The sequence below is a fragment of the Sporosarcina highlanderae genome, from assembly GCF_030433715.1.
GTDB lineage: Bacteria > Bacillota > Bacilli > Bacillales_A > Planococcaceae > Sporosarcina > Sporosarcina highlanderae.
Window position 1 is genome coordinate 164291 of the sequence record NZ_JAROCC010000004.1, and the last position, 22567, is coordinate 186857.

A 22567-nucleotide genomic window follows, 5' to 3' on the forward strand; every position below is an offset into this window, starting at 1 on the left:
TTTCACCGTATGGGATCACAGGCAGACGGATATGTGCCGAATGCACTAACCAAGTAGGATTTTCCGTAACCTGTAGGTCCTTTCGAGATGATATAGTGACTTAGTTACAAACACCGCTCTCGATTTTAGGATCAAGCTCTTTGCTTTGCGGTCATCCTGTTAAAACCGTTAAAACCGCTCTCTCCCCATCGGCATGCAGTACTGGAGCTACAATGTTCGCGTTGATTGGTAAATACCTTGCAGGGGCTTGCCGATCAAAGATAATAAGAGATCACTCTTCGGAAAATTGTGTTGGTGTTATATTTACCCAATAGCTACACTTCTCATTTTTTAAATAATGTTTTTTAAAAAAATAATTTAACACTTAATTGAATTTAGATGCTGTTCTCCGTTAAAGATACTTCAACATGTGTAGAATTTGTGTAGAAACTTTTCACTTTCTATCCTTTTCTTACGCTATCACAAAAACAGAAAAACACTTCAAACCCTGTATATTTAAGGATTTGAAGTGCATTTCATAAAATCAAACTTATTCTTTCCTAACCTTGTTACGTCCCAGGAGGGATTCGAACCCCCGACCCACAGCTTAGAAGGCTGTTGCTCTATCCTGCTGAGCTACTGAGACATGCAGTTAACAACCAACGATTGCCAACGACAAATCTTATTATAGGCAGGCTCGCAAAAAAAGTCAACGCTTATTTTAGATATTTTTTTATTTCCACCGAATTAACGATTTCAAAATCCATATTTTTGAACGAAACCTTATAGCTGTCTACATCATCCCATTCAATTTCTGCAAATGTGGGCTCCTTGCCAGCCCTCGGAAGCAAAGTGCTTCCTGGATTGACAAATAGGACCCCGTCTTGCAGTTCTGCACCATACAAATGGGAGTGACCGAAAAGTACAATGTCAGCCTCTTGTTCCTTTGCAGAATAAAACAATGGCAACAATGTCCGTTTGCAGTCATGCTCGTGCCCATGGACGATTAACATCCTTTTGTTCCCCACTTCAATAAAAAGTGAATCCGGAAACCGGGAGTCCCTATCGCAATTCCCTTTTACTATATGTATGTCTCCTACTAACGGATCATTCGCTGATAGTTCACTATCTCCGCAATGAACTATAGCATCCGCAGGCAATGCGGAAACGGCTGCAACCGTTTCCTTATCACCATGCGAATCACTCATGACAACGATTTTCATTGCTGGTCACCAATTGAGCCTAATAACTGTGGCAAATGCTCCTCCAATTGTCTCAGAGCTGCACCCCGATGTGATATGCTGCCTTTTTCCTCCGGCGATAATTCTGCCATCGTCCGGTCCATTTCAGGGTTAAAGAAGATCGGGTCATAGCCAAAGCCATTTGTACCTCTTCTCTCTTCCAAAATAACCCCTTCACAGCTACCGGAAAATGTTACGGTTTCCCGACCCGGGCCCGCCACTGCAAGAACACATCGGAAGCGCGCCGTACGTTCCTCTTCAGGCACTCCCTGAAGCTCCAAAAGGACTTTATCGATATTTGCCTCGTCACTCTTCACCTTGCCTGCATAACGGGCAGAATAGACGCCTGGAGCCCCGTGTAACTTATCGATTTCAAGACCACTGTCATCCGCAATGACTGAGATCCCCAAAAGACTAGAAACAGTCTCCGCTTTCAGAATTGCATTCTCTTCAAACGTGACACCAGTCTCTTCTACATCGATGTCCTGCTCCAAGTCATTTAACGTAAGTACCTCTATATTATAAGGATTGAAAAGCGCTTCGAAATCCTTTGCTTTTCCTTTGTTGTTTGTCGCAATCAAGATCTTCTTCATCGATTTATTCACCTTCCTTTCGGCCTATACGCGATCCTATTTCACCCAAAACTTCCATTTGAATTTTAATTAGGCGCTGGATACCTGACTCCGCTAGTTCCACAAGGTCATTCATTTCCTGTCTTGTGAATGTTGCTTCCTCACCCGTACCTTGTAATTCCACAAATTCACCTGCACCAGTCATAACAACATTCATATCGACAGCGGCAGCGGAATCTTCAGGGTAATCGAGATCCAGAATAAGGACACCTTCCTCTGTTTTTCCAACGCTGATTGCTGCCAAATAGTCCCGGATCGGGAACTTCTTCAATTCTTTTTCCACCACTAATTTAGAAACAGCTATAGACATGGCGACAAATGCCCCTGTAATTGACGCTGTACGCGTACCGCCGTCTGCTTGAATGACGTCGCAATCTATCCAAACTGTCCGCTCGCCAAGGGCTTCTAAATCCACCACAGCACGCATTGCACGCCCAATAAGGCGTTGGATTTCCATTGTTCTTCCGCCCACTTTACCTCTTGAGGATTCCCTTTGAGTCCTTTGACCAGTTGCTCTTGGAAGCATGGAATATTCCGCCGTGACCCACCCTTGTCCACTTCCTCTTAGAAATGGGGGGACCCTTTCCTCTATGGTAGCCGTACAAATCACCTTCGTATTCCCGACTGAAATCAATACCGATCCCTCAGGATGGATCAAGTAATCCGCCTCAATCGTTACCGGCCTTCCCATATCTGCAGTTCTTCCATCATGTCTCATTTGGATAACCTCCACTAGTTGAATTCAGCATCCATCTTATCATAGACAATTTCATCAAAGCAAAAACCCGGTCGCCTTTTCAGGCTTCCGGGTTTCCTAGTATTAAATGTCTAACATCGGGATTTTCAATTTCAAGCCAATCGGAAGTAATTGCGATGAAGTCTTCCAATCTTCCGGTCGTATAGAAGATCGGTGTTTTATGTTCAACAAGGTTGTTTGCAATACCATGTTCAGATAGCGTTCTTTCGACATCTTTAACTGTTTCATTTGCCGAAGATACAATCGTAACTCCACATGGTAATTGCTCTTGAATGTGATTATGCAGAAGAGGATAATGCGTGCATCCCAAAATCGCCGTATCAAAATCCAAATGGGCAAGTGGCTCCAAGGATTTCTTCATGATCGGACGAATATCCATTTGTTTATATTGACCACTTTCAACGAGAGGAACAAATTCCGGACAAGCAAGGGGATAAATTACTGATTCTGCCGAAATAGCAGAAATTGCATTTTCATATGCTCTGCTTTTAATTGTTCCAACCGTTCCTAATACAACAATTCTCCGGGTTGACGAAACAAGCGAAGCAGCCCTTGCCCCCGGCTCTATAACACCTAATACGGGAAAAGGGAACCGATTCCGCAAGTCGTCCAGCGCCACCGCAGTAGCAGTGTTGCAAGCAACAACAAGCATCTTAATACCCATTTCAGAAAGTGCCAAAGCCATTTCCATTGTGAATCTTTTCACTTCTTCTACTGAACGTGGCCCGTATGGACACCGCGCATCATCGCCAATATAAATTATTTTTTCCTGAGGTAAAAAACTCATCATTTCCTTAACGACGGTTAAACCACCGACACCGGAATCGATAACCCCGATTGGAGCATTGTTCGAGATATTCAATCTTTGATCATCTCTTTATGCAATTTAGTTAACAATCGGGAGAATTCATTGATTTCTACTTCGGAAAAGTCTTCTAACACGCTATTCAAGTATTGTCTACGTTTGTCAATTACTTCCTCAATTACACGCTCACCTTCAACCAATAAATGGATGCGCACGACGCGTCGATCCTGTTCATCACGAACCCGTTTTACGAGGTTATTGTTTTCCATTCGATCGACCAAGTCTGTAGTTGTACTGAACGCAAGATACATCTTATTGGATAAGTCTCCAATGGTCATATCGCCATGCTCAAATAACCATTGTAAGGCGATGAACTGAGGAGTGGTAATTGTATAATTGCTTAAGATTTTACGACCTTGTTGTTTAATGATCCCTGATATATATCGAAGTTCTTTTTCCATCCGGGCAATGTTATCGGCACCGTCAAAACTAATACCATTGTTTTCTGCCACGTATACCAGCTCCCTGAAAACGAATACTATCTACTTATTGTCACCTTTTTCTACATAGAACGCAACTATTTTTAAGTGTTTTAGCAGTTTTGTCTCAAATTTCCAGGGGATTTCAACCTTGTTGGTATACTTTTGACTTTAACTTGGCGCTCATTTTAGATTGAACGGCAAGACAATGGCTTAATTCAGTTTAAGCTCCCCTAATCGCAACAATTCGACAATCGCTTGTGCCCTTCCGGATACCCCTAATTTCTGAATTGTGTTAGAAATATGGTTCCGGACGGTTTTTTCGCTAATGCCGAGCCGTCCCGCGATTTCCTTCGTCGTATGATCATCTACTAATAGATTAAAGATTTCTCGCTCCCTTGCTGTAAGCAATGAACGGTTTTTCATTTCTCCTGTCAAGACGCGCCCCCTCCTATCCACGTTCACTTTACAATATGTGAAGAAGGTTTAGGCTGTGCCGGCTTGTGTATCAAAACTATAAGGAAAATGCGGTTTTTTGATCAGTTTTCCAAGGAACCGATTTACCCGTTTTCCGATCAATTTGTACAATTGTTCCTCTACCCGTAAAAACAATATCCCCATTACCATTTTTCGCCATATAATGTATATCAACTGAACTATTTCCAACAGAAGCTGCTTTGACAAAAATCGACAATTTTTCATCAAAAAAGACTTGTTTCATATAATCACATTGTAAATCTGCAACTACAGGTATTGTCGTTCCTTTCGGATCAAGCCAATCTGCCATATGACCAATTTCCTTTAAAAATTCAATTCGGGCATATTCGAAATAAGCGAATGTTACTGTATTATTTAAATGCCCATACATATCAGTTTCTGAAAAACGAACAGATACAGATACTGAGAATGTGAATTCCTCTACCCATTTTTCCATATCTTCAATATATGTAATCCTCATCTTTACTGCTCCCCCTTTTAATGAATGAACATTCATTCTTTTATTATATCAAATAGTCGGTAAATATCCAATAGAATCCAAAATTTTCGATTAGGCGGTATTCTATGGACGCGAGCCCATCGTATAAAAAAGAACTGCCGCAGAGAGTCGTTGTTCGACTTTCTGGACAGTTCTTTTAAAGATGATAATCAGTCAACCATATGGTCGCTTCCGAAGAAGTTTTTAAACATTTGAACAGTCGTTGCACGGTTCATCGCAGCAATTGATGTCGTCAATGGAATACCTTTTGGACATGCAACTACACAGTTCTGTGAGTTGCCACATTCAGTGATACCGCCGTCCGACATGATTGTCGCAAGTCTTTCGTCCTTATTCATAGCACCAGTTGGATGGGAGTTGAACAGACGAACTTGGGAAATCAAAGCCGGTCCGATGAAGTTGGATTTGTCATTTACGTTAGGACATGCCTCCAAACAAACACCACAAGTCATACATTTTGACAACTCATATGCCCATTGACGTTTACGTTCAGGCATACGTGGACCTTCACCCAAATCATACGTTCCGTCAATTGGAACCCATGCTTTAATCCGTTTTAATGAGTCGAACATGAATTCACGATCGACAACAAGGTCGCGGACAACAGGGAATGTTCTCATCGGCTCTAGTTTAATCGGCTGTGTCAAATGGTCAACCAAAGCTGTACAAGATTGACGCGGACGGCCGTTAATTACCATTGAACAAGCACCACATACTTCTTCAAGACAGTTCATGTCCCAGTTTACAGGAGTCGTCTTTTCCCCTTTTGCATTGACAGGGTTACGTCGTATTTCCATTAGTGCTGAAATAACGTTCATATTCGGTCTATATGGAATTTCAAAACTTTCCCAATATGGTTTTGAATCAGGTGTATCTTGACGTTGAATTTCAAACTTTACTGTTTTACTTGCAACTTGCTGATCTAAGACAGCTGTTTGCTCACTCATTGGTGTCAATCCTCCTTCTTCGCAGAATAGTCACGTTTACGAGGTGGAATCAAGGATACATCAACTTCTTCATAAGAAAGGATCGGAGCAGATTTCCCGTCGAACTCTGCAATTGTCGTTTTCAAGAAGTTTTCATCATCACGCTCAGGGAAGTCCGGCTTGTAATGGGCTCCACGGCTTTCATTACGGTTAAGCGCTCCAAGAGTGATAACCCGTGCCAAGTACAGCATGTTTTTCAATTGGCGTGTGAATGTCGCACCTTGGTTCGACCATTGTTGTGTATCTGTGACACTGATGTTTTCATAACGCTCAAGAAGCTCTTGAATTTTATTATCAGTTTCTTGTAGCTTATCATTATAACGAACAACTGTAACGTTATCAGTCATGATTTCACCAAGTTCTCTATGAAGTATATAAGCATTCTCGGTTCCATCCATCTTCAATGTTGCATCCCACTTCTGTTGCTCGTCCTTTATAGCAGTTTCGAAAACTGTAGATGGCAATTCGTCAGCAGTACGTTTTACGCCGCGCATATACTTAACTGCTTCCGGTCCAGCGACCATTCCACCGTAAATAGCGGAAAGTAGTGAGTTAGCACCAAGACGGTTCGCACCATGTTGTGAATAGTCACATTCACCTGCTGCAAATAATCCAGGAATGTTCGTCTGCTGTTCATAGTCAACCCATAATCCACCCATTGAATAGTGGACAGCCGGGAAGATTTTCATTGGTAATTTGCGTGGGTCATCGCCTGTGAACTTCTCATAAATCTCGATAATTCCGCCAAGCTTAATATCTAACTCGCGTGGATCTTTATGTGAAAGATCCAAGTACACCATATTTTCACCGTTTACGCCCAATTTTTGGTTAACGCAGACATCAAATATTTCACGTGTTGCAATATCACGTGGTACTAAGTTACCGTAATCAGGATATTTCTCTTCAAGGAAGTACCAAGGTTTACCGTCTTTGTATGTCCAAATTCGTCCACCTTCACCACGTGCAGATTCACTCATCAAACGAAGTTTATCGTCTCCTGGAATTGCTGTCGGGTGAATTTGGATGAATTCACCATTCGCATATTTTGCACCTTGTTGATAAACGATGGAAGCTGCCGAACCAGTGTTGATAACTGAGTTCGTTGACTTACCAAAGATAATTCCAGGTCCGCCAGTAGCCATGATAACCGCATCCCCAGGGAATGCTTTGATTTCCATTGTTTTCAAGTTCTGTGCTTTGATTCCACGACAAATTCCTTCATCATCCATAATAACTCCGAGGAATTCCCAGTGTTCGTATTTCTGAACAAGTCCTGCCACTTCGTGACGGCGAACTTGCTCATCCAATGCGTATAAAAGCTGTTGGCCAGTCGTTGCGCCTGCGAAAGCCGTGCGGTGATGTAACGTCCCACCAAAACGGCGGAAATCCAATAATCCTTCAGGTGTACGGTTGAACATAACACCCATCCGGTCCATCAAGTGGATGATCCCAGGTGCTGCTTCAGCCATCGCTTTTACAGGAGGTTGGTTCGCAAGGAAGTCCCCGCCGTAAACAGTGTCGTCAAAGTGGATAGCCGGTGAGTCACCTTCACCTTTTGTATTCACTGCGCCGTTAATGCCGCCCTGTGCACAAACGGAGTGGGAGCGTTTAACTGGAACGAGTGAGAATAAGTCAACCCCGACTCCTTCTTCCGCAGCTTTGATAGTTGCCATCAAGCCCGCAAGTCCGCCGCCGACGACAATCAATCTGCCTTTTGCCATTATATTTCACTCCTCAAATTTTACATGTTCTAAAAATTATCGTATACTATTCTCTTATTCACACAACGAATGCTAATAAAGCTTGTACGCCAATTACAGAAAGAACTAAAAATGCCACGATTGTTATGTATGTAACAATCGTTTGAGAGCGTGGTGATTGTGCGATTCCCCAAGTTACAGCGAAAGACCAAAGTCCATTTGCCAAGTGGAATGTTGCTGCCAAGACACCTGCAATGTAGAACGCAAGCATGAACGGATTAGATAGGATCTCTTCCATCATGTTGAAGTTCACTTCAGCTCCAAGTGCTTTTTGAATTCTCGTTTCATAAACATGCCATGCGATGAATATAACCAAGAAAACACCTGTAACACGTTGCAATAGGAACATCCAGTTTCGGAAAGTCCCGTAGCGCTGAACATTGTTTTTCGCAGTGAAAGCTATGTACACCCCATAAAAACCATGGAACATTAACGGAAGATAGATAATGATCCACTCCAGGAACAGGACAAATGGCAAGTTCCCCATGAAGTTGGATGCGGTATTGAATGCCTCTTCACCGCGCGTTGCAAAATGGTTGATCACCAAGTGTTGAGCTACGAATAACCCAACCGGAATAACTCCGAGCAAAGAATGCAGTCGGCGCAAGTAAAAATCTGATTCTCTCGACAAGTCTTTTACCCTCCCTTTTGAATGAGATAGGCCGAAAAAGTCTTCACTTTTTGTACAAATGAGGAACGGTTACGGCATGTCTCTTCATGGTACAATATGATAACATGTTCATTGTACTCCTCGGTTTTGAGGAGGTCAAGGCGATGTGAACTTTTATCGACATCTTCAAAATTTCATTAAATATTTGGACTTCCCCGAAAGGACTGCATGTTTTGGATAATCATACATTTGGTACCCCCACCCAACTTGGATACGAAATTTTACGAGATCATGTCCTTCCTATGATCTTAGGAAAGCATGAAGAAGACATCCTCTACTGGGCAGGTAAAGACATTGCAAGGAAATTCCCGATCTTTTCGGTTGATGAATTGCCAGATTTCTTTGTGGAAGCTGGATGGGGACCACTTACTCCTTTTGCTGGTAAAACATCTAAAGACGAGGCTATTTTCTTTTTGAGCCAAGAAGATCGAACTTTACTGGAAAAAAGATCCTATCAACTTGAAGCCGGGTTCATTGCCGAACAGTTCCAAAAGCTAAATGGCTTCCTCACTGAATGCTATGGTGAAAAAGTTCCGAAAGAAAATCATGTTAGATTTCAAGTGAAATGGGATACTAAAACGAAATTGTAAAACAAGAAGGAGCTCATCTTATAGATGAAGCTCCTTTTATTCATCTTTCTTAAAGTATTGATTAACAGTTTCAGCGATTTTCAAGGGAAGGCCTGCTTCATTTAACTCGCTCACCGAGGCTTCACGGATTTTTTTCATTGAACCAAAATGCTTTAATAGCAGTTTCTTCCGTTTTGGACCAACACCTTGCAATCCATCCAAAGCGGAAGTCAATGCATTCGAATCTCTTCGTTGCCTGTGGAACGTAATTACGAACCGGTGCACTTCGTCCTGAATCCGTTGAAGTAGATAAAAGGCTTCACTTGTTCTCTTCAACGGGACTACCTCAACAGGATTTCCATACAACAACTGCGCTGTCTGATGCTTATCATCTTTCGCAAGCCCTGCTATCGGGATCGATAGGCCCAGTTCATCCTCAATTACTTCCCGCGCAATCTCCATCTGACCTTTTCCTCCATCTATGATGATCAAATCCGGTAGTGGAAGATTATCCTTCAACACTCTAATATATCGTCTCCTGATCACTTCACGCATCGCCCCATAATCATCGTGGGCTGCGGCAGTTTTCGTTTTGTATTTCCGATAATCTTTGCGATTCGGTCTCCCATCTATAAAGGAAACCATTGCAGATACCGGGTCAACGCCACCTGTATGGGAGTTATCAAATGCCTCAATCCGTAATGGAGTTGAGATATTCATAGCTTCCCCAAGGTCCTCACATGCCCCGACAGTCCTTTGCTCTTGACGTTCAATCAGCTGGAATTTTTCACGTAATGAAATTTCAGCATTTTTTATAGACAACTTCACAAGGTCTTTTTTCTTGCCCCGTTGAGGTGTGAAAACATGAACATTCAGTAGTTGTTGGACAATCTCCCTGTCAATACCTTCCGGCAATAAAATCTCCTTTGGCTTCAAGTGACCTGATTTTCCGTAAAACTGTCCAATAAAGGTCAGCATTTCCTCCTCGGGTTCTTGATAGAGTGGGAATATTGATACATCCCTTTCAATCAGTTTCCCTTGACGGACAAAAAACACTTGGACGCACATCCAACCTTTTTCAACTGCATAACCGAAGACATCCCGGTCGGTGAAGTCATTCATCGTCATAGTCTGTTTTTCCATAACAGCCTCGATATTCGCAATCTGATCCCTAAATTCCTTAGCGCGCTCAAACTCAAGATTCTCTGCGGCGGCAGACATTTTTTCCGTCAGTTCGTTTTTCACATTTTTATATCCGCCATTTAGGAATTTGCTAATATCATCAACCATCACCTTATACGTTTCCTCAGATATTTCGTTGACACACGGGGCGAGGCATTGTCCCAAATGGTAATATAAACAAACACGGTCAGGTAATTGATGGCACTTTCGATAAGGATACAGCCGATCTAACAGTTTTTTTGTTTCGTGGGCTGCGGTTGCATTCGGGTAAGGACCAAAATATTTCCCTTTATCCTTTTTCAATTGTCTCGTTACAATCAGTTTCGGATGACGCTCCGCGGTAATTTTCAAATACGGATACGTTTTATCATCTTTCAGCATGATGTTGTATTTCGGGTCATATTGCTTGATGAGATTTAACTCCAATATGAGTGCCTCTATATTGGATCCCGTGACGATATATTCAAAATCCACGATTTCCCCAACAAGCCTTTGTGTCTTGGCATCATGTGTCCCGGTGAAATAGCTACGGACCCGATTTTTCAAGATTTTCGCTTTCCCCACATAAATGATTGTGCCTTGGCGGTCCTTCATTAAATAACAGCCAGGTAAATCGGGCAATAAGGACAATTTATGCTCAATAATTTCATTCATCGTTTTCACCTACTAAAAAACCGGGTTCCTGTAAAGGTTCCCGGTTTTAGATAAAGTCTTACGCGTGTTTTTCGATCAATTCTGCAAGTTGCTCTTTAGGTTGGAAACCTACAACTTTATCGACGATTTCTCCGTCCTTGAATAGAACAAGAGTTGGAATCGACATGATTCCGTATTCGCCTGCAGTAGCTTGGTTTTCGTCAACGTCAACTTTAACGATTGTTGCTTTACCGTTAAGGTCGCCGTCAAGCTCTTCCAATACTGGAGCAATCATTTTACAAGGTCCGCACCATGTTGCCCAGAAGTCAACAAGTACAAGTCCTTCTTTAGTTTGGTCTTTAAAGTCTGCGTCAGTCGCGTGAACTATAGCCATAATTTTATTCCTCCTTTAGAAAATCCACCTATGACTGCATTATAGCATGATGATTTAATACGGGCGAAATATCTGCTTCTACTATTATAAGACTGTTCCCATGGAAGTGCCTCGACTTCCCATAGAACGCGGTGGACCTCCCGTAGAAGTGGCTTGACTTCCCATAGAACACGGCGGACTTCCCGTAGAAGCGGCTTGACTTCCCATTGAACGCGGCGGACTTCCCGTAGAAGCGGCTTGACTTCACATTGAACGCGGTGAACCAACCTTTCGCTTTAATCAATGTAACGGTAAGTGCAACTAACCCGAAATGGGGAATTAAAACTCTTTTCCATAATTGTTAAACGGATTGCACTGGCCAAATAAAAAAAGATGGCAATCGCCACCATCCCTTTAAATGTTTTGTACCACAATCGCGCCAGATTCTTGCACAGTGCAGAACCGTTGATTTTCGTACCAGACGGACGCGTTCCGGAGGGCGTGCGGTGAATGAGATATCATCAAATAATAACTATTTTCTTTTTTTCAAAAGTACAGCACCTGAAACTATTGGAACTACGGAAACCAAAGATGCTGTCCAAATACTTATAGGAGTTAGAAAGCCGAAAATTAATATAGCAATCCCCAATATAATAAGCCCGATACCCAATGAACTTCCTCGCTTATAAAATGGTCCGATTATTTAAAAAGACTTGGTTATTATTGCAATACATTTTTCAATTCATTAGTCTGGTTTTCATTAAGACTAAAATACATATCAAGAAATCCATCGGGACCACTAACGCCCTCACTACATAAAATTGAACTTCCGTCGTCTTGGTAGTATACATAACGTCGGATTTCAGAAATACCCTCTTTGGGTCTATCAAGGGAAAAAAAGATTTCCGGTTCTTTCCCTAATTCTTTTGGTTTGTCTATTTCATCAGCATTTTTAACAATTTCTCGTAAAGCCTTAATGGATTTCGATTCTGTAATCTCGTAGTGAAAGTTTATTCCTTCTACTCCGTCATCGTTAAAAGGAGTTCCTACTCTAATTACTTCCTTCTTGGTACATCCCGCAAATATTACCGCTATACTTAAAATTAATACTGACCAAATATATTTTTTCATTTCAATAGCCTTCTCTCATATAACTTTCGTTTTACTAGCTGTTTTCGACACTACCAAGCTATATGGCTCCCTATTGTTGAAAGGACACAAATCTGTATGCCAGAATTGTGCCAATTCTGTTGAATTACAATTAAGAAGAGCTATTTACTATCTAATTCTTCATGGTGAATCTCTTCAATAATCTTCTCCGTACCATCTGTTTTAACCATTTTTACTTTCACGCCTTTAATTGGACTAACAGCAAACCAAAATCTTTTTTCATCTTCAACGTCAATTATTGTTGCTTGTTTATCACCAGCATATATTTCAACAATTGAATTATCATTTATTGCACCAGAGTAAATAAAGGGTTCATTATTCATGGAAGCCCATTTAATAGGTGAATTCCATTCGGCTCCTCTTGTTTGCTTCCATTCCCATTGATTATCTTCTTTCTCGAAGTATGCTATAAATATCTTTTCCTCTTGATCCTTTTGCTCTTTAAACACCGCGATTGCATCGTCATCATGTACGACATTGAATTGTTTATCAACAAGTGAATACGTATAATTTACTTCACCTAAATGCATTGCTTTCATTTTTTATTGAAAAAAATCTTCGAATGTTTGTTCACGTGAGCATGCGACTAAAAAAAACACGAAGATTAAAAGGCCTACAAAGATAGTTCTATTCAGTTGTACCTCCCCCTATTAGTTAAATTTCTTCAATCTCTCCCGAAATCCTTATTGAACTAAGCGGCCCGATTGCGATAAAGGAGCAATCACCTATAAAGTGAACGCTCCGATTCCGATGTTAGCCAATAAAAAAGACGTATAAAAATGGAATTACAAAAGCTATGCCAAGACAGATAAGAGCTGCTAATTTTGATTGTTTTGTAATTCTCTCATCGCCTTTATGCAGATTTTCGAAAAACGAAAGGGTAAAGAAAAAACTAATAAAAATCAATAAGGCTGATATAAATATTATTCCAAACCATCCTGCCACTCCTTAAAAACCCCCTGATTCTATTAGTATAAATTTGCAGGCCTACGATATAAATCTTGAGTAATTACGACCTTTTTTGTTATACAGATTTTAAAGCCATTTGATTCACAATCTGGCTTCGTTAATTGTATTGAATAAAAAAATCGCTACATAAATAGGATTAAAATCGTAGTTATAATCAAGGACTGTGCAAAAGAAATAACCATGTCATTTTTCCAATTTGTTTTGGAAAAGCGGCTAAAAATCCTGCCTATCACAAAGCTACAAATCCATATACTAAGGAACAATAGGGCTAAACCCAAAGTACATCCCCCCAACACAATCAATAACAATCTGGCCCGTTTGCGGTATAGACTCGCTGAAACCAGTAATTAGTTTATTTTACCACAAATTCTCTCTCACCCTTCGAAATTGTCAATTTATTTTATCTGAATGCCTTTGACGATCCACGAAATGGCACGAAGAAAAGATTATTTCATTTCGCTATATCGGAAGTATATAAGATAATAAAAATAAGAATACTGTTTGCAGTGGGCCTTCTGCTGCGGATATCGTCACTCCACGATATGCTTGCCGATTATCCACATCGCAGATATCATCCGATTGGAACAACTGTCCATTCACATTCTGGGGTAAGCGGGATAGGGCATACTTTGTCTATTCATGCGGTTCTCAAAAATAATAGATGGGAATTTCGGAAAGTACATACTTTCCACTAAAATTCTACTAACCTGACTATGCGAGATGCGACAAAACGTGGTCTTATACTTTACGATGCACTATTCAAATTGTTAGCATTATAATCCGAGTCTGGCACCTACTTCTGCATACTCTATATCTTTTCTTTCTGCATTCCAATTACCCCCTGTTTGTCCGTCCCATATCGCTCCTGTTTCAACGAAACCGACAGACGCATACAACTTCCGGGCGGCTTCGTTTACCATCCAATATGATGTAGAAACTGCATCGGCTTTCCCTTGTGGAAAAGTCTTTATGTAATCAATAACTTTCATCATTCCTTGTTTGCCAAATCCTTTGCCTTGATGCTTTTTATCAATCATAAAGCGATTAAGTCCATAAGTAGATTTATCTCCATATTTTTCATGTAAAATTGAACTTTGTGCCAGTTTGTAAAATCCAATATCGACATATCCTATGACTTCATCATTGTTGCATATAGCGAAGATCATAGGAGGTTTTTCGTCGTTGAGTATCCTCACATAGGCTCTAGCCAAACAATATATGCTGGAATCCACATTTCCTTTCTGCTCGTCTGTTATGCTTAACTTCAACACTGCCTCAAAATTATCGTGGGTAATTTTTCTTAATTCAATCATTTTTCTTCCCTACTTCCGAAAATATAAATTCGCTGCATCTGCCCGTAACGCCGTTCCCGTCCCCAAGGGCAAGGGCAAAGCGCCCCTATACTTCAATTAAAAGCAGCAGGTATTAACGCAATAGTCCATACAATTAAAATGAATGAAGTAGTCAACCAAAATGTATTAGCTTTGGTAGACTCATCTCTCTTAACCTTCTTGATAATCCCTACAAGATTTAAACAAAAAACTATCGATAGTATAGGCATTAAATATACACCTATAAATAAAAGCACATTCAAAAAATCATCCCCTTTTCTCCTATTTATACTCTTCAAGAAGATGGCCCATTTGATTTACAGACATGCAGAAGCTACTACTAGTTTATTTTACCACAAAACCTCTCGAACCCTTCTAAATTATCAATTTATTTCCCTTGAATATTTTTTACTCTGCAAATTGTTCCGATGTCCTAAAGAACGCATAATATCGTATCTAACCCGACTATCCTCCTTTCTGAAAAACGCCCAAAGTCCTTGAAACTCAAGGGTTTGAGGCGTTTTTTATTTACCGATGTTAGAGAGGAAAGTGCAACTAACCTAAAATAGTGGAAGGAAGCCCCTATCCCGTGCTCGCTTTACAATAAGGAGCGCACTAACCAAATAAAAAAGATGGCAATCGCCACCCCTTAAATTATTTTTATGCCATAATAGCACTCGTTGGGAAAGTTCATTAGCATACGTCTTATAAAACTAACGCACCTGTTATCTCGATATCATTTAAATTGTTTCATTGTCTTTTCTTCTGGAATGCCACAATAACAATAACAACCCCAATCAAGAAAAATATTACTGTAAATAGGTTATCTGTTAACGGCATTGGTTGCGGAGTAGTGGCCCATGTTCCTGTCTTTATTTGAGCTGACCAATAAACATAAGCAGTTAAACGTTCTATTGTAAAAATTAGACCACTCATCAAAATGAATAACGAACCTAGGATCAATCCAACTCTCTTATCCAATACTGTCACCTCCAATAATTTAAGATATGTCTCAAACTGGCCAAGACTAGGCACAGTATTTATTCCGCAACCGCGCCCGATAATGGCACTGCCCAACTTCAACAATTGCACTCACTTTGAAATATGAACTCAACTGTCTTTCCCCTTCTTCAAATCATCTACATATTGCATGCCTTCCAGCATTGTTAGGCCCAATGTTTTTCGTGCTATTTTTTCCGCCTTGATTGCCTCTCCTTGGCTGATTAATTTCCTTAATTCATCATTTATCGGGTTTTCCGGGACACCGTTTTGTTTAGACAACTGATTAAGCGTGTATTTTATCCCTTTAACACTGCGATTCATTTTCGAAACGATAACTATTAACCAAAGAATAGCAATGAAAAATAGTATTTCCATCACGTTAATTTCCATTTCATATCCTCTTTTCCCATCTATTCATCGAAAAATCTATGCCAAATCCTTTCTGTCCACATGCAGCTATCTCCAATTAAAGCAACCGTTACCTAAATAACGGATAAAGTTTTATTTTTTTAAATCCCCAACTACACAGCCCAAAAATTAGTCCTGATGTTAGAAAAAAAGAGTGAAACAACATTGCTTCTGGGGAAAATGGATTCATGCTTCCAAAAAATAATGTTACAAATAATGTCAGTATAAAAAATACAAGAATACATCCAATAGGATAGAGTAATCCTTTTATTTTTTTGCACTTTTTATCAATAAATTAGATAATCCCTAAATAAATTGGAGTTGCAATTAAAAAGAATGCAATGCCAACCCAAAGTAAAACGGCTTTCATGTCACCACCACTCATTGATTGGTCCCAAACAATTTTTAATGCCAAGATATAAGCGAAAAAACCTCCAATAAAAGACAATAATGAGGTTACGACATATAAATATAAATTCACCATTCTCCCCTCCAATAAATGCTCTGTGAATATAACTTCAAATATTAGTTGATTAACAGTTGATTAACCTTATTAATGAAAATCATTTTTCTACTATTAGTAAATTAGTTTCGATTGTTATTTCCTTATTCTCCAATTTTTGAACATCAATATAAACTTTATCTCCTATATCTAAGCTTTCAAGGGAAAGAATGTTACCTTCTGTATCAGTAATCTTTAAGTCTTCTGTTATCTTTACATGTAATAGCGCATGCACTGAAAGTAATTCTGCTCCTTGTTCTTCGGCCTCTTTTTCACGATATTCTGTAATATCTAATGTGATTTTATCGTCATATATAATGCCAGCATAATAGCCTAATAAAGGATTCTCTAATTGTTCAATGCTGTTTTTCTTATTTTCATTTTGACTACTATCTTCCATACTAATATTATTACCACCACATGCACTTATAAAAAATAATGATGCCAATATAATTAAATAACGAAAAACTTTATGATTCATTAATATACCTCCTATAATTATTAGAAGGACACCACTTCTTCAACACTTTGTACCTGTTCTATTTTCACATTGGTTGGCAATCATATCTCACTACCTACTCTATTCCACAAATCAACAGAGACTCCTTCTTCTTCATGCATGAAAAAGAAGCGCCCAATAGGACGCTTCTAATTCAACCTTTTCATTTACTGCCCGACATAGTGGAGAGTGGGATTTTTTTCATGCCACAAATGCGTCCAATAGTTGAAAATTGGCCACCATATAGCTTTTTCTACTTAGAACTCGTGGGACCATCATCTTGGCAATGTTATTTAAGCTTTAACGAAATTGAATTTACTTCTATACTATCCTCTTCTTGCGTTACAAGTATATCCTGTTGTTCAGAGCTGCCGTCTGTATATTTTACATGTACGTTGATAATTACGTCATTTGCTATTACATTATTGCCATCGTGAGGAATAGCAAGTGTATATTTATAGTTTTCCTGTTCATTATAAGACACTGTGTAGGTATTCCCGACTTCCTTTATACCCTCATATACATCTGATCCAGGATCACGACCCATCATGTAAATTTTTTCTGATAATAACCATTCTTTGTCTATAAACTTTTCGTATGAAAATATAACATCTTCTATAAATTTGCCATCGCTCAACGTATAAGTAATTGAATCAATCTGTTCTCCAACTATTTTGAGCATAACATCTGTGAAAATCAAATCAGCCCTACCACCACTCATACCCACAATACCTAATCTTAGGCCTGTTCCTAATTCAATAGTGGCTTTTTCTGATGTAATAGGTGTATTCAACTGAGCCTCATCACTTAATGCATAAGCCGTGATTGTAAAATTTGCGACTTGGAGCTCTCCATTTTTATTGAAATATGGAATGCCAATCATAATTGCCAATAGGATTGCAAATGCACTTGCTATCGGAATCCACCTTTTAAAAAGTACTTGTCCCGATTTTCTCTTTCTTATTTTCTCTTTCACACGATCTTCCATAGCCTTTGACATTTCAATAGAAGTAACCGCATCTTTGATCTTCTCAAAGTCCATATTCATTCTCCTTTCGATATCTTTCTCGAAGTAGCTCTCTTCCACGTTGTAATCGCTTTTTCACAGCTGACGTAGTGATGGTAAGGATTTTTGCTATTTCATCGACTTTATAGCCCTCCACATAATGAAGTAATAATACGATCTTTTGTTTAGTTGGCAATCTCATTAGATGGTCGAGTAAACCATGGTTCTTATCATTCTTAGAATATAGCTGCAAATCATTGATATCTATATGCTTACGAATAATATTGTACCTTCTCATATTCTTGCAGCGATTCGTGGCAATCGTTATTAACCATGCTTTCTCATGTTCTGAATCGTTAAAAGATGGAGATTTCGTTAGATAAGTAATAAAAGTGTCTTGTACGGCATCCTCTGCATCTTTCTCATTGCATAAAATAACAAGACAAATACTAAATAGCATATTGCCATATGTATCAACAATTCTCTCTACATCTAGTTCATCCGACCAAACTACTTGTTGCAACATTCTTCAACTCCTTTCACTACTAACACACCTGTAGATACCAAATGGTGACATTTATTTTAGAAAAAACAAATAATAATTAAGTAACAATAACTTTAACGTAAAGAAGTGCTTAGTTCATTGGAAAACTAAGCACTTCTTTATTATTTTGGTATTTAAGTATTCAACAACTGCGCCCGTTTGTGGAGTTTACTCACCTGTAATCAATAAACCCGCGCCCAATCCTCTCAGAAACGCCCGCAAATCATCCTTCCGCAATCTTGCTTTCTCTCAACATGTCCATCGCATACAAAAGATCCAAATCTTCTTCTATATGCTTAGGTGTCCAAGGGATATAATGATCAGGTCGGATCCCTTTTCCGTGCAACGGATCGTTCGGCGTCTTGTGGACGCGGCGGGACATCGGGTAGTAGAGTGCGTACGCACCGTCCCATTCTTTGATGAGCAAATCGCTGTAGTCATTGACGCCCATTGTGGCGCGTCCAATTACAGTGGTTTTGGATGACTCCATGCAGATTTCCACAAAGTATTCGGCGGCACTTGCGCAATAGACATCCGCCATCACGATCACATTCTTAGGGGAATCGGTACCTTTAAATTTTAAGACTTCCGCCTCCAATTCATCCGAAAAGTCCATTGTCACAAAACCTTGACCACGATATTTTTCACATTCTTTTTCAATCGAGTCAAAGAATTTCAGTGTCTCTTCATCAGTGATGTTTTTTCTAAGCTGCTGGCAGAGCTGGATGAATAGCTCTGAGTTTCGATCAGTATAATTGAACTCCTTCAACTCACCGTCCGTGCTTGGGTGTTCATCTGGTGGGAAAATGTACCGCAATAAGTTCGAAAAAGATGTTCCGTTTCCTCCACCATTCTTTCGTACGTCGATGATCAGATTTGTACATGCCTTCAGTTTTTCCTCAAGGTTCTTCACGAATTCCATAGTCTCATCAACGTTGACGAAGCTTGGGAAAGTGATCCGTAACGTCTCCTGATCAACTTCCTCCATCGAGGGTGTTAGCTTTTTGGAGACGGGTTCGTAATCCTTCAAATCGAACGTTAACAGTTCTCCGTTCTCATCCTCTATTTCAATGGATGATGATTTATTGAGAAGATGTGTCCAATCCTCGCGTTCTGCACTTGTCTCCCGCAAGAAGCTTCGATCCGAAGCGATGACCGTTTCGATTTCCTGTTGATCAAGCGAAACAATCTTGGAACCGGCTGAAAACCTGCCCTCCTCGCAAGTCTCCACGACATAAAGCGCATCCTCATATCTTCTTGTCCGGAAACCGCGAGTGCTCGCTTTTACGTCATCCGACCCTTTCAGATTGAAATACATATGCTGATCTTGAAAAGCCATGAGATATTCGCTGACGAGATCCGTAAAAACTTGCGGGGTGATTTGCTGGCCGGCTATCAATCTCTCAATCTCTTCAAGATAATGGGCAGGGTCATCCCAGCCTCGTTTTTCATCATATCCTGCGTAGTCATGGTGTACGATATCGACAACTTCTTTAAATATTTCCAAATAGCGAATCATTGACGCTCACCTTTTCCTTTCTATGAACTCAACTATTTTTTGGCTTCTTCAAATCATCTACATATTGCATGCCTTCCAGCATGGAAAGCCCTAAAGTTTTTCGTGCTATTTTTTCCGCCTTGATATCCTCACCATGGCTAATTAATTTCCTTAATTCATCATTTATAGGGTTTTCCGGGACACCGTTTTGTTTAGATAACTGATTAAGCGTGTATTTTATCCCTTTTACACGGCGATTAATTTTCGAAACGATGACCATTATCCAAAGAATAGCGATGAAAAATAGTATCTCCATCACGTTAATCTCCATTTCATATCCCCTCCCATCTTTTCTATTAAAACAACCGCTATTTTAAATAACGGATATAGCTTTAATTCTTTTAAATCGCCAACTACACAGCCCAAAAATCAGTCCTGATGTCAGGAAAAAAGAATGAAATAACATTGCTTCCGGGGAAAATGGATTCATGCTTCCAAGAGATAATGTTACAAATAATGTTGGTATAAAAAATACAAGAATACACCCAATAGGATAGAGTAATCCTCCTATTTTTTTGCACCTTCTATCAATAAAATAGGTGATTCCTAAATAAATCGGAGTTGCAAGTAAAAAGAATGCAATGCCACCCCAAAGTAAAACGGCTATCATGTCACCAGCACTCATTGATTGGTCCCATATAATTTTTAATGTCAAGATATAGGCGAAAAAACCTCCAATAAATGACAATAATGGGGTGACTACATATAAGTAGAACTTCACCATTCGACCCTCCCTTTAAATGCACTGTGTTTATACAACTTCAATACTTACTTTAAATTTCCCTTTAACACGGTCCTTCAATAAAAAGACCACATCTCGTCTTTTCGTTCTTTCAATTCTTTGAGTACAAATGCTCGATATTCAATCAGTTCTGGAAACTGATAAAAAAAGTTAACCTTTTCTTCTGGAATCGTTTGAGGCCTGTCATTGTAAGGTGTTAATATAAAGTAAGAAAAAGACTCCGCAATATCTTCAAAAAGATTAACTGTGGCATAAGTTGTAACAAATGAATCCTTATGGTTTTCATAAAAAGCTATCCGCTTTTCCACAGTCGGATTCCCATCATATAACCATTGTTCCTCATACTCTTTCAATAATGCTTGATAATAGAGATTCATATAACTGTCAGTGCTATAGCACATTTCGTATGGCTTTAAATATAATTGATCCGCTGGACAGGTATCCGAACTGACAAAATCCGCTTCGTTATATGTCAGCATATGGCCATACTCGTGAATCAGTGTTTTAACCATGTCTATTTGGAACCACTTTGCTATTTCATCAGAAGGCAGCATCAATTTTCCCTGATAAATATCAACATGCGGGTAAACATTCTCTCGGAAATCAATGATTTGAAAATTAACCTTATTACGATCGTACAACGCATGCACAATATCAACAACACCTTTGAAAATGCTTGCTTCTTCACCTCTTGTCAAAACAAGTTCATCTTCTATTATTTCATAGCGAGCTATAATTAGTTCTTCGTCATCCCAGTCCAAATCATTAAAGTCATATATGTCAACTTCCGTGCCCACATTCAAATACCACATCTCGTTTGTTCTTTCGAGTCCTTTTCTAAAATCAGCAAAATGCTCGCTTCCATATGTATCCCCTAAATCACGGCATTCCCCTAAGGTTTTACAAAGTTCCGAATCAATCGGCTGCGACCAATAATCATCGACTACAGTTTCCTCTACTTGATGGAACTTTTCAACAATCTCCGTGTCCTCCAAGTCAGCAACCGCCTTCTCATCCTTCTCACATCCTGACAGTAAAACCAGAATTGCAGCAAATCCCCCTATGATAATCCCCTTTATCATTCCCATATGCATGCCCCCTCGATTTGCTAAAAGTATCTTTCTCTTTCACGCTTTTCTACTAGTACGGATAATAGAGAGAATAGTTCCATAAAAAGGCCCGAATATTGTACAGACTCGTCGAAAGCCCTTAGTTAATGGGGAACAGACTATCAGTTTTTGAATGAAGTTACTTCGACTTGGAAATAATGGTAGTAAAATGGAGGAGTTGATACTGTTGATTAGTAGATATACTGAAGATAAAAAGACTTTTTGCTATAGCTGTCGTAAAATCACATTTTTTACTCGTAGGGATATAAATAAAAATATTGGAGTAGAAAGCCATTGTAGCGAATGTAAAGGAATTTGGTTTGAATGGCAAAATAGGGCCGTCCAAAGGGAAATGGAAAAGTGGATTGAATATAATAGCGTTAATTTCTCTCCCGAGCGGTTTACTATTTTACAAAAATAAATTCTTCGGAACAGGAAAAACCCTTGTGGAAGATAAAGAACTTTTGATAGAACCAACCCACCACTCAACGTTGCACGTTTGTAGTAGGGGCATTTCGACTTATCGTTGACTCTATAGGCAACGAAAATTTACCGAGTTAACCCTCCTGAATCAAGGTTTTTCTATTTTGGACAAACCTTTGATCAGCTTGAGCGCGGGGCGGGATTCTTGAGCACGGCGCGGGATTCTTGAGCGCGGATGGTG

At 39.7% G+C, this 22567-nt stretch carries 28 protein-coding genes and 1 tRNA gene; 2 read left to right on the forward strand and 27 right to left on the reverse strand.

Annotated elements, in window-relative coordinates:
* Positions 1-551 precede the first annotated feature (551 nt).
* From P5G49_RS06770 to P5G49_RS06820, 11 genes are all read right to left on the reverse strand, one after another.
* Positions 552-625 (reverse strand) — tRNA-Arg (locus P5G49_RS06770).
* A gap of 70 nt (positions 626-695) precedes the next feature.
* A complete protein-coding gene (locus P5G49_RS06775) occupies positions 696-1202 on the reverse strand; it encodes a metallophosphoesterase (protein ID WP_301242732.1) in 507 nt (168 codons plus the stop codon).
* Positions 1199-1813: an XTP/dITP diphosphatase gene (locus tag P5G49_RS06780; RefSeq protein WP_301242733.1), complete on the reverse strand. Its 615-nt coding sequence runs from the start codon at positions 1811-1813 to the stop codon at positions 1199-1201. The genes P5G49_RS06775 and P5G49_RS06780 overlap by 4 nt, the downstream gene beginning before the upstream one ends.
* Positions 1814-1817: 4 nt before the next feature.
* Complete coding sequence (rph, locus tag P5G49_RS06785; RefSeq protein WP_301242734.1) at positions 1818-2570, reverse strand: ribonuclease PH; 753 nt, start codon at positions 2568-2570, stop codon at positions 1818-1820.
* Between the two features lie 79 nt (positions 2571-2649).
* A complete protein-coding gene (racE, locus tag P5G49_RS06790) occupies positions 2650-3471 on the reverse strand; it encodes a glutamate racemase (RefSeq protein WP_301242735.1) in 822 nt (273 codons plus the stop codon).
* The gene (locus tag P5G49_RS06795; RefSeq protein ID WP_301242849.1) at positions 3468-3875 is read right to left on the reverse strand and encodes a MarR family winged helix-turn-helix transcriptional regulator; all 408 of its coding nucleotides are present in this window, start codon (positions 3873-3875) and stop codon (positions 3468-3470) included. The genes racE and P5G49_RS06795 overlap by 4 nt, the downstream gene beginning before the upstream one ends.
* A 231-nt stretch (positions 3876-4106) precedes the next feature.
* Positions 4107-4319, reverse strand: coding sequence for a helix-turn-helix domain-containing protein (locus P5G49_RS06800; RefSeq protein ID WP_251627222.1), 213 nt, complete (start codon positions 4317-4319; stop codon positions 4107-4109).
* An 88-nt stretch (positions 4320-4407) separates the two neighbouring features.
* Positions 4408-4851: an acyl-CoA thioesterase gene (locus P5G49_RS06805; protein WP_301242736.1), complete on the reverse strand. Its 444-nt coding sequence runs from the start codon at positions 4849-4851 to the stop codon at positions 4408-4410.
* A 188-nt stretch (positions 4852-5039) separates the two neighbouring features.
* Positions 5040-5837, reverse strand: coding sequence for a succinate dehydrogenase iron-sulfur subunit (gene sdhB, locus P5G49_RS06810; RefSeq protein WP_301242737.1), 798 nt, complete (start codon positions 5835-5837; stop codon positions 5040-5042).
* A gap of 5 nt (positions 5838-5842) precedes the next feature.
* Complete coding sequence (sdhA, locus tag P5G49_RS06815) at positions 5843-7597, reverse strand: succinate dehydrogenase flavoprotein subunit (RefSeq protein WP_301242738.1); 1755 nt, start codon at positions 7595-7597, stop codon at positions 5843-5845.
* 58 nt (positions 7598-7655) lie between these two features.
* Complete coding sequence (locus tag P5G49_RS06820; RefSeq protein WP_301242739.1) at positions 7656-8267, reverse strand: succinate dehydrogenase cytochrome b558 subunit; 612 nt, start codon at positions 8265-8267, stop codon at positions 7656-7658.
* Between the two features lie 212 nt (positions 8268-8479).
* Here P5G49_RS06820 and P5G49_RS06825 point away from each other — a divergent pair, with 212 nt between their 5' ends.
* The gene (locus tag P5G49_RS06825; RefSeq protein ID WP_301242740.1) at positions 8480-8896 is read left to right on the forward strand and encodes a YslB family protein; all 417 of its coding nucleotides are present in this window, start codon (positions 8480-8482) and stop codon (positions 8894-8896) included.
* A gap of 36 nt (positions 8897-8932) precedes the next feature.
* Here the strand turns inward: P5G49_RS06825 and uvrC are convergent, their stop codons facing one another.
* Positions 8933-10711, reverse strand: a complete 1779-nt coding sequence (uvrC, locus tag P5G49_RS06830) for an excinuclease ABC subunit UvrC (RefSeq protein ID WP_301242741.1) — start codon at positions 10709-10711, stop codon at positions 8933-8935.
* A 58-nt stretch (positions 10712-10769) separates the two neighbouring features.
* A complete protein-coding gene (gene trxA / locus P5G49_RS06835; RefSeq protein ID WP_301242742.1) occupies positions 10770-11084 on the reverse strand; it encodes a thioredoxin in 315 nt (104 codons plus the stop codon).
* A gap of 485 nt (positions 11085-11569) precedes the next feature.
* On the opposite strand from trxA, the gene P5G49_RS06840 reads away from it, so the two are divergent.
* On the forward strand, positions 11570-11752 hold the full coding sequence (locus P5G49_RS06840; RefSeq protein ID WP_301242743.1) for a hypothetical protein: 183 nt from the start codon (positions 11570-11572) through the stop codon (positions 11750-11752).
* A 31-nt stretch (positions 11753-11783) separates the two neighbouring features.
* Here P5G49_RS06840 and P5G49_RS06845 read toward each other — a convergent pair whose 3' ends face one another.
* The 14 genes from P5G49_RS06845 to P5G49_RS06910 all read right to left on the reverse strand — a co-directional run bounded on the left by P5G49_RS06845 (position 11784) and on the right by P5G49_RS06910 (position 21882).
* Positions 11784-12194 carry a hypothetical protein gene (locus P5G49_RS06845; protein ID WP_301242744.1) on the reverse strand — a complete coding sequence of 137 codons (411 nt, stop codon included), beginning with the start codon at positions 12192-12194 and terminating at the stop codon, positions 11784-11786.
* Between the two features lie 140 nt (positions 12195-12334).
* Positions 12335-12772, reverse strand: coding sequence for a hypothetical protein (locus P5G49_RS06850; protein WP_301242745.1), 438 nt, complete (start codon positions 12770-12772; stop codon positions 12335-12337).
* Between the two features lie 214 nt (positions 12773-12986).
* Positions 12987-13178, reverse strand: coding sequence for a hypothetical protein (locus tag P5G49_RS06855; protein ID WP_301242746.1), 192 nt, complete (start codon positions 13176-13178; stop codon positions 12987-12989).
* Positions 13179-13975: 797 nt separating this feature from the next.
* Positions 13976-14515 carry a GNAT family N-acetyltransferase gene (locus P5G49_RS06860; RefSeq protein WP_301242747.1) on the reverse strand — a complete coding sequence of 180 codons (540 nt, stop codon included), beginning with the start codon at positions 14513-14515 and terminating at the stop codon, positions 13976-13978.
* A gap of 768 nt (positions 14516-15283) precedes the next feature.
* The gene (locus tag P5G49_RS06865) at positions 15284-15514 is read right to left on the reverse strand and encodes a hypothetical protein (protein ID WP_301242748.1); all 231 of its coding nucleotides are present in this window, start codon (positions 15512-15514) and stop codon (positions 15284-15286) included.
* Between the two features lie 129 nt (positions 15515-15643).
* Positions 15644-15925 carry a hypothetical protein gene (locus P5G49_RS06870; RefSeq protein WP_301242749.1) on the reverse strand — a complete coding sequence of 94 codons (282 nt, stop codon included), beginning with the start codon at positions 15923-15925 and terminating at the stop codon, positions 15644-15646.
* Between the two features lie 313 nt (positions 15926-16238).
* Complete coding sequence (locus tag P5G49_RS06875) at positions 16239-16427, reverse strand: hypothetical protein (protein WP_301242750.1); 189 nt, start codon at positions 16425-16427, stop codon at positions 16239-16241.
* Between the two features lie 79 nt (positions 16428-16506).
* Positions 16507-16926, reverse strand: coding sequence for a hypothetical protein (locus tag P5G49_RS06880; RefSeq protein ID WP_301242751.1), 420 nt, complete (start codon positions 16924-16926; stop codon positions 16507-16509).
* A 307-nt stretch (positions 16927-17233) separates the two neighbouring features.
* A complete protein-coding gene (locus tag P5G49_RS06885) occupies positions 17234-17986 on the reverse strand; it encodes a hypothetical protein (RefSeq protein ID WP_301242752.1) in 753 nt (250 codons plus the stop codon).
* Positions 17976-18476: an RNA polymerase sigma factor gene (locus P5G49_RS06890; protein WP_301242753.1), complete on the reverse strand. Its 501-nt coding sequence runs from the start codon at positions 18474-18476 to the stop codon at positions 17976-17978. Before P5G49_RS06890 ends, P5G49_RS06885 begins: the two co-directional genes overlap by 11 nt.
* A 241-nt stretch (positions 18477-18717) precedes the next feature.
* Entirely contained in the window at positions 18718-20013 is a 1296-nt protein-coding gene (locus P5G49_RS06895; RefSeq protein WP_301242754.1) for a S41 family peptidase, read from the reverse strand.
* Between the two features lie 28 nt (positions 20014-20041).
* Positions 20042-20323 (reverse strand): hypothetical protein, encoded by a 282-nt coding sequence (locus tag P5G49_RS06900; protein ID WP_301242755.1) that lies wholly within the window; start codon positions 20321-20323, stop codon positions 20042-20044.
* 42 nt (positions 20324-20365) lie between these two features.
* The gene (locus tag P5G49_RS06905) at positions 20366-20776 is read right to left on the reverse strand and encodes a hypothetical protein (protein ID WP_301242756.1); all 411 of its coding nucleotides are present in this window, start codon (positions 20774-20776) and stop codon (positions 20366-20368) included.
* A 74-nt stretch (positions 20777-20850) separates the two neighbouring features.
* Complete coding sequence (locus P5G49_RS06910) at positions 20851-21882, reverse strand: hypothetical protein (RefSeq protein ID WP_301242757.1); 1032 nt, start codon at positions 21880-21882, stop codon at positions 20851-20853.
* Between the last annotated feature and the right edge of the window lie 685 nt (positions 21883-22567).

Coding starts and splice junctions, on each gene's coding strand:
- P5G49_RS06775 (WP_301242732.1), bottom strand. CDS start 1,202: ATGAAAATCGTTGTCATGAGTGATTCGCATGGTGATAAGGAAACGGTT.
- P5G49_RS06780 (WP_301242733.1), bottom strand. CDS start 1,813: ATGAAGAAGATCTTGATTGCGACAAACAACAAAGGAAAAGCAAAGGAT.
- rph (WP_301242734.1), bottom strand. CDS start 2,570: ATGAGACATGATGGAAGAACTGCAGATATGGGAAGGCCGGTAACGATT.
- P5G49_RS06795 (WP_301242849.1), bottom strand. CDS start 3,875: ATGGAAAAAGAACTTCGATATATATCAGGGATCATTAAACAACAAGGT.
- P5G49_RS06800 (WP_251627222.1), bottom strand. CDS start 4,319: ATGAAAAACCGTTCATTGCTTACAGCAAGGGAGCGAGAAATCTTTAAT.
- P5G49_RS06805 (WP_301242736.1), bottom strand. CDS start 4,851: ATGAGGATTACATATATTGAAGATATGGAAAAATGGGTAGAGGAATTC.
- sdhB (WP_301242737.1), bottom strand. CDS start 5,837: ATGAGTGAGCAAACAGCTGTCTTAGATCAGCAAGTTGCAAGTAAAACA.
- sdhA (WP_301242738.1), bottom strand. CDS start 7,597: ATGGCAAAAGGCAGATTGATTGTCGTCGGCGGCGGACTTGCGGGCTTG.
- uvrC (WP_301242741.1), bottom strand. CDS start 10,711: ATGAATGAAATTATTGAGCATAAATTGTCCTTATTGCCCGATTTACCT.
- trxA (WP_301242742.1), bottom strand. CDS start 11,084: ATGGCTATAGTTCACGCGACTGACGCAGACTTTAAAGACCAAACTAAA.
- P5G49_RS06845 (WP_301242744.1), bottom strand. CDS start 12,194: ATGAAAAAATATATTTGGTCAGTATTAATTTTAAGTATAGCGGTAATA.
- P5G49_RS06850 (WP_301242745.1), bottom strand. CDS start 12,772: ATGAAAGCAATGCATTTAGGTGAAGTAAATTATACGTATTCACTTGTT.
- P5G49_RS06860 (WP_301242747.1), bottom strand. CDS start 14,515: ATGATTGAATTAAGAAAAATTACCCACGATAATTTTGAGGCAGTGTTG.
- P5G49_RS06870 (WP_301242749.1), bottom strand. CDS start 15,925: ATGGAAATTAACGTGATGGAAATACTATTTTTCATTGCTATTCTTTGG.
- P5G49_RS06875 (WP_301242750.1), bottom strand. CDS start 16,427: ATGGTGAATTTATATTTATATGTCGTAACCTCATTATTGTCTTTTATT.
- P5G49_RS06880 (WP_301242751.1), bottom strand. CDS start 16,926: ATGAATCATAAAGTTTTTCGTTATTTAATTATATTGGCATCATTATTT.
- P5G49_RS06885 (WP_301242752.1), bottom strand. CDS start 17,986: ATGGACTTTGAGAAGATCAAAGATGCGGTTACTTCTATTGAAATGTCA.
- P5G49_RS06890 (WP_301242753.1), bottom strand. CDS start 18,476: ATGTTGCAACAAGTAGTTTGGTCGGATGAACTAGATGTAGAGAGAATT.
- P5G49_RS06895 (WP_301242754.1), bottom strand. CDS start 20,013: ATGATTCGCTATTTGGAAATATTTAAAGAAGTTGTCGATATCGTACAC.
- P5G49_RS06900 (WP_301242755.1), bottom strand. CDS start 20,323: ATGGAGATTAACGTGATGGAGATACTATTTTTCATCGCTATTCTTTGG.
- P5G49_RS06905 (WP_301242756.1), bottom strand. CDS start 20,776: ATGGTGAAGTTCTACTTATATGTAGTCACCCCATTATTGTCATTTATT.
- P5G49_RS06910 (WP_301242757.1), bottom strand. CDS start 21,882: ATGGGAATGATAAAGGGGATTATCATAGGGGGATTTGCTGCAATTCTG.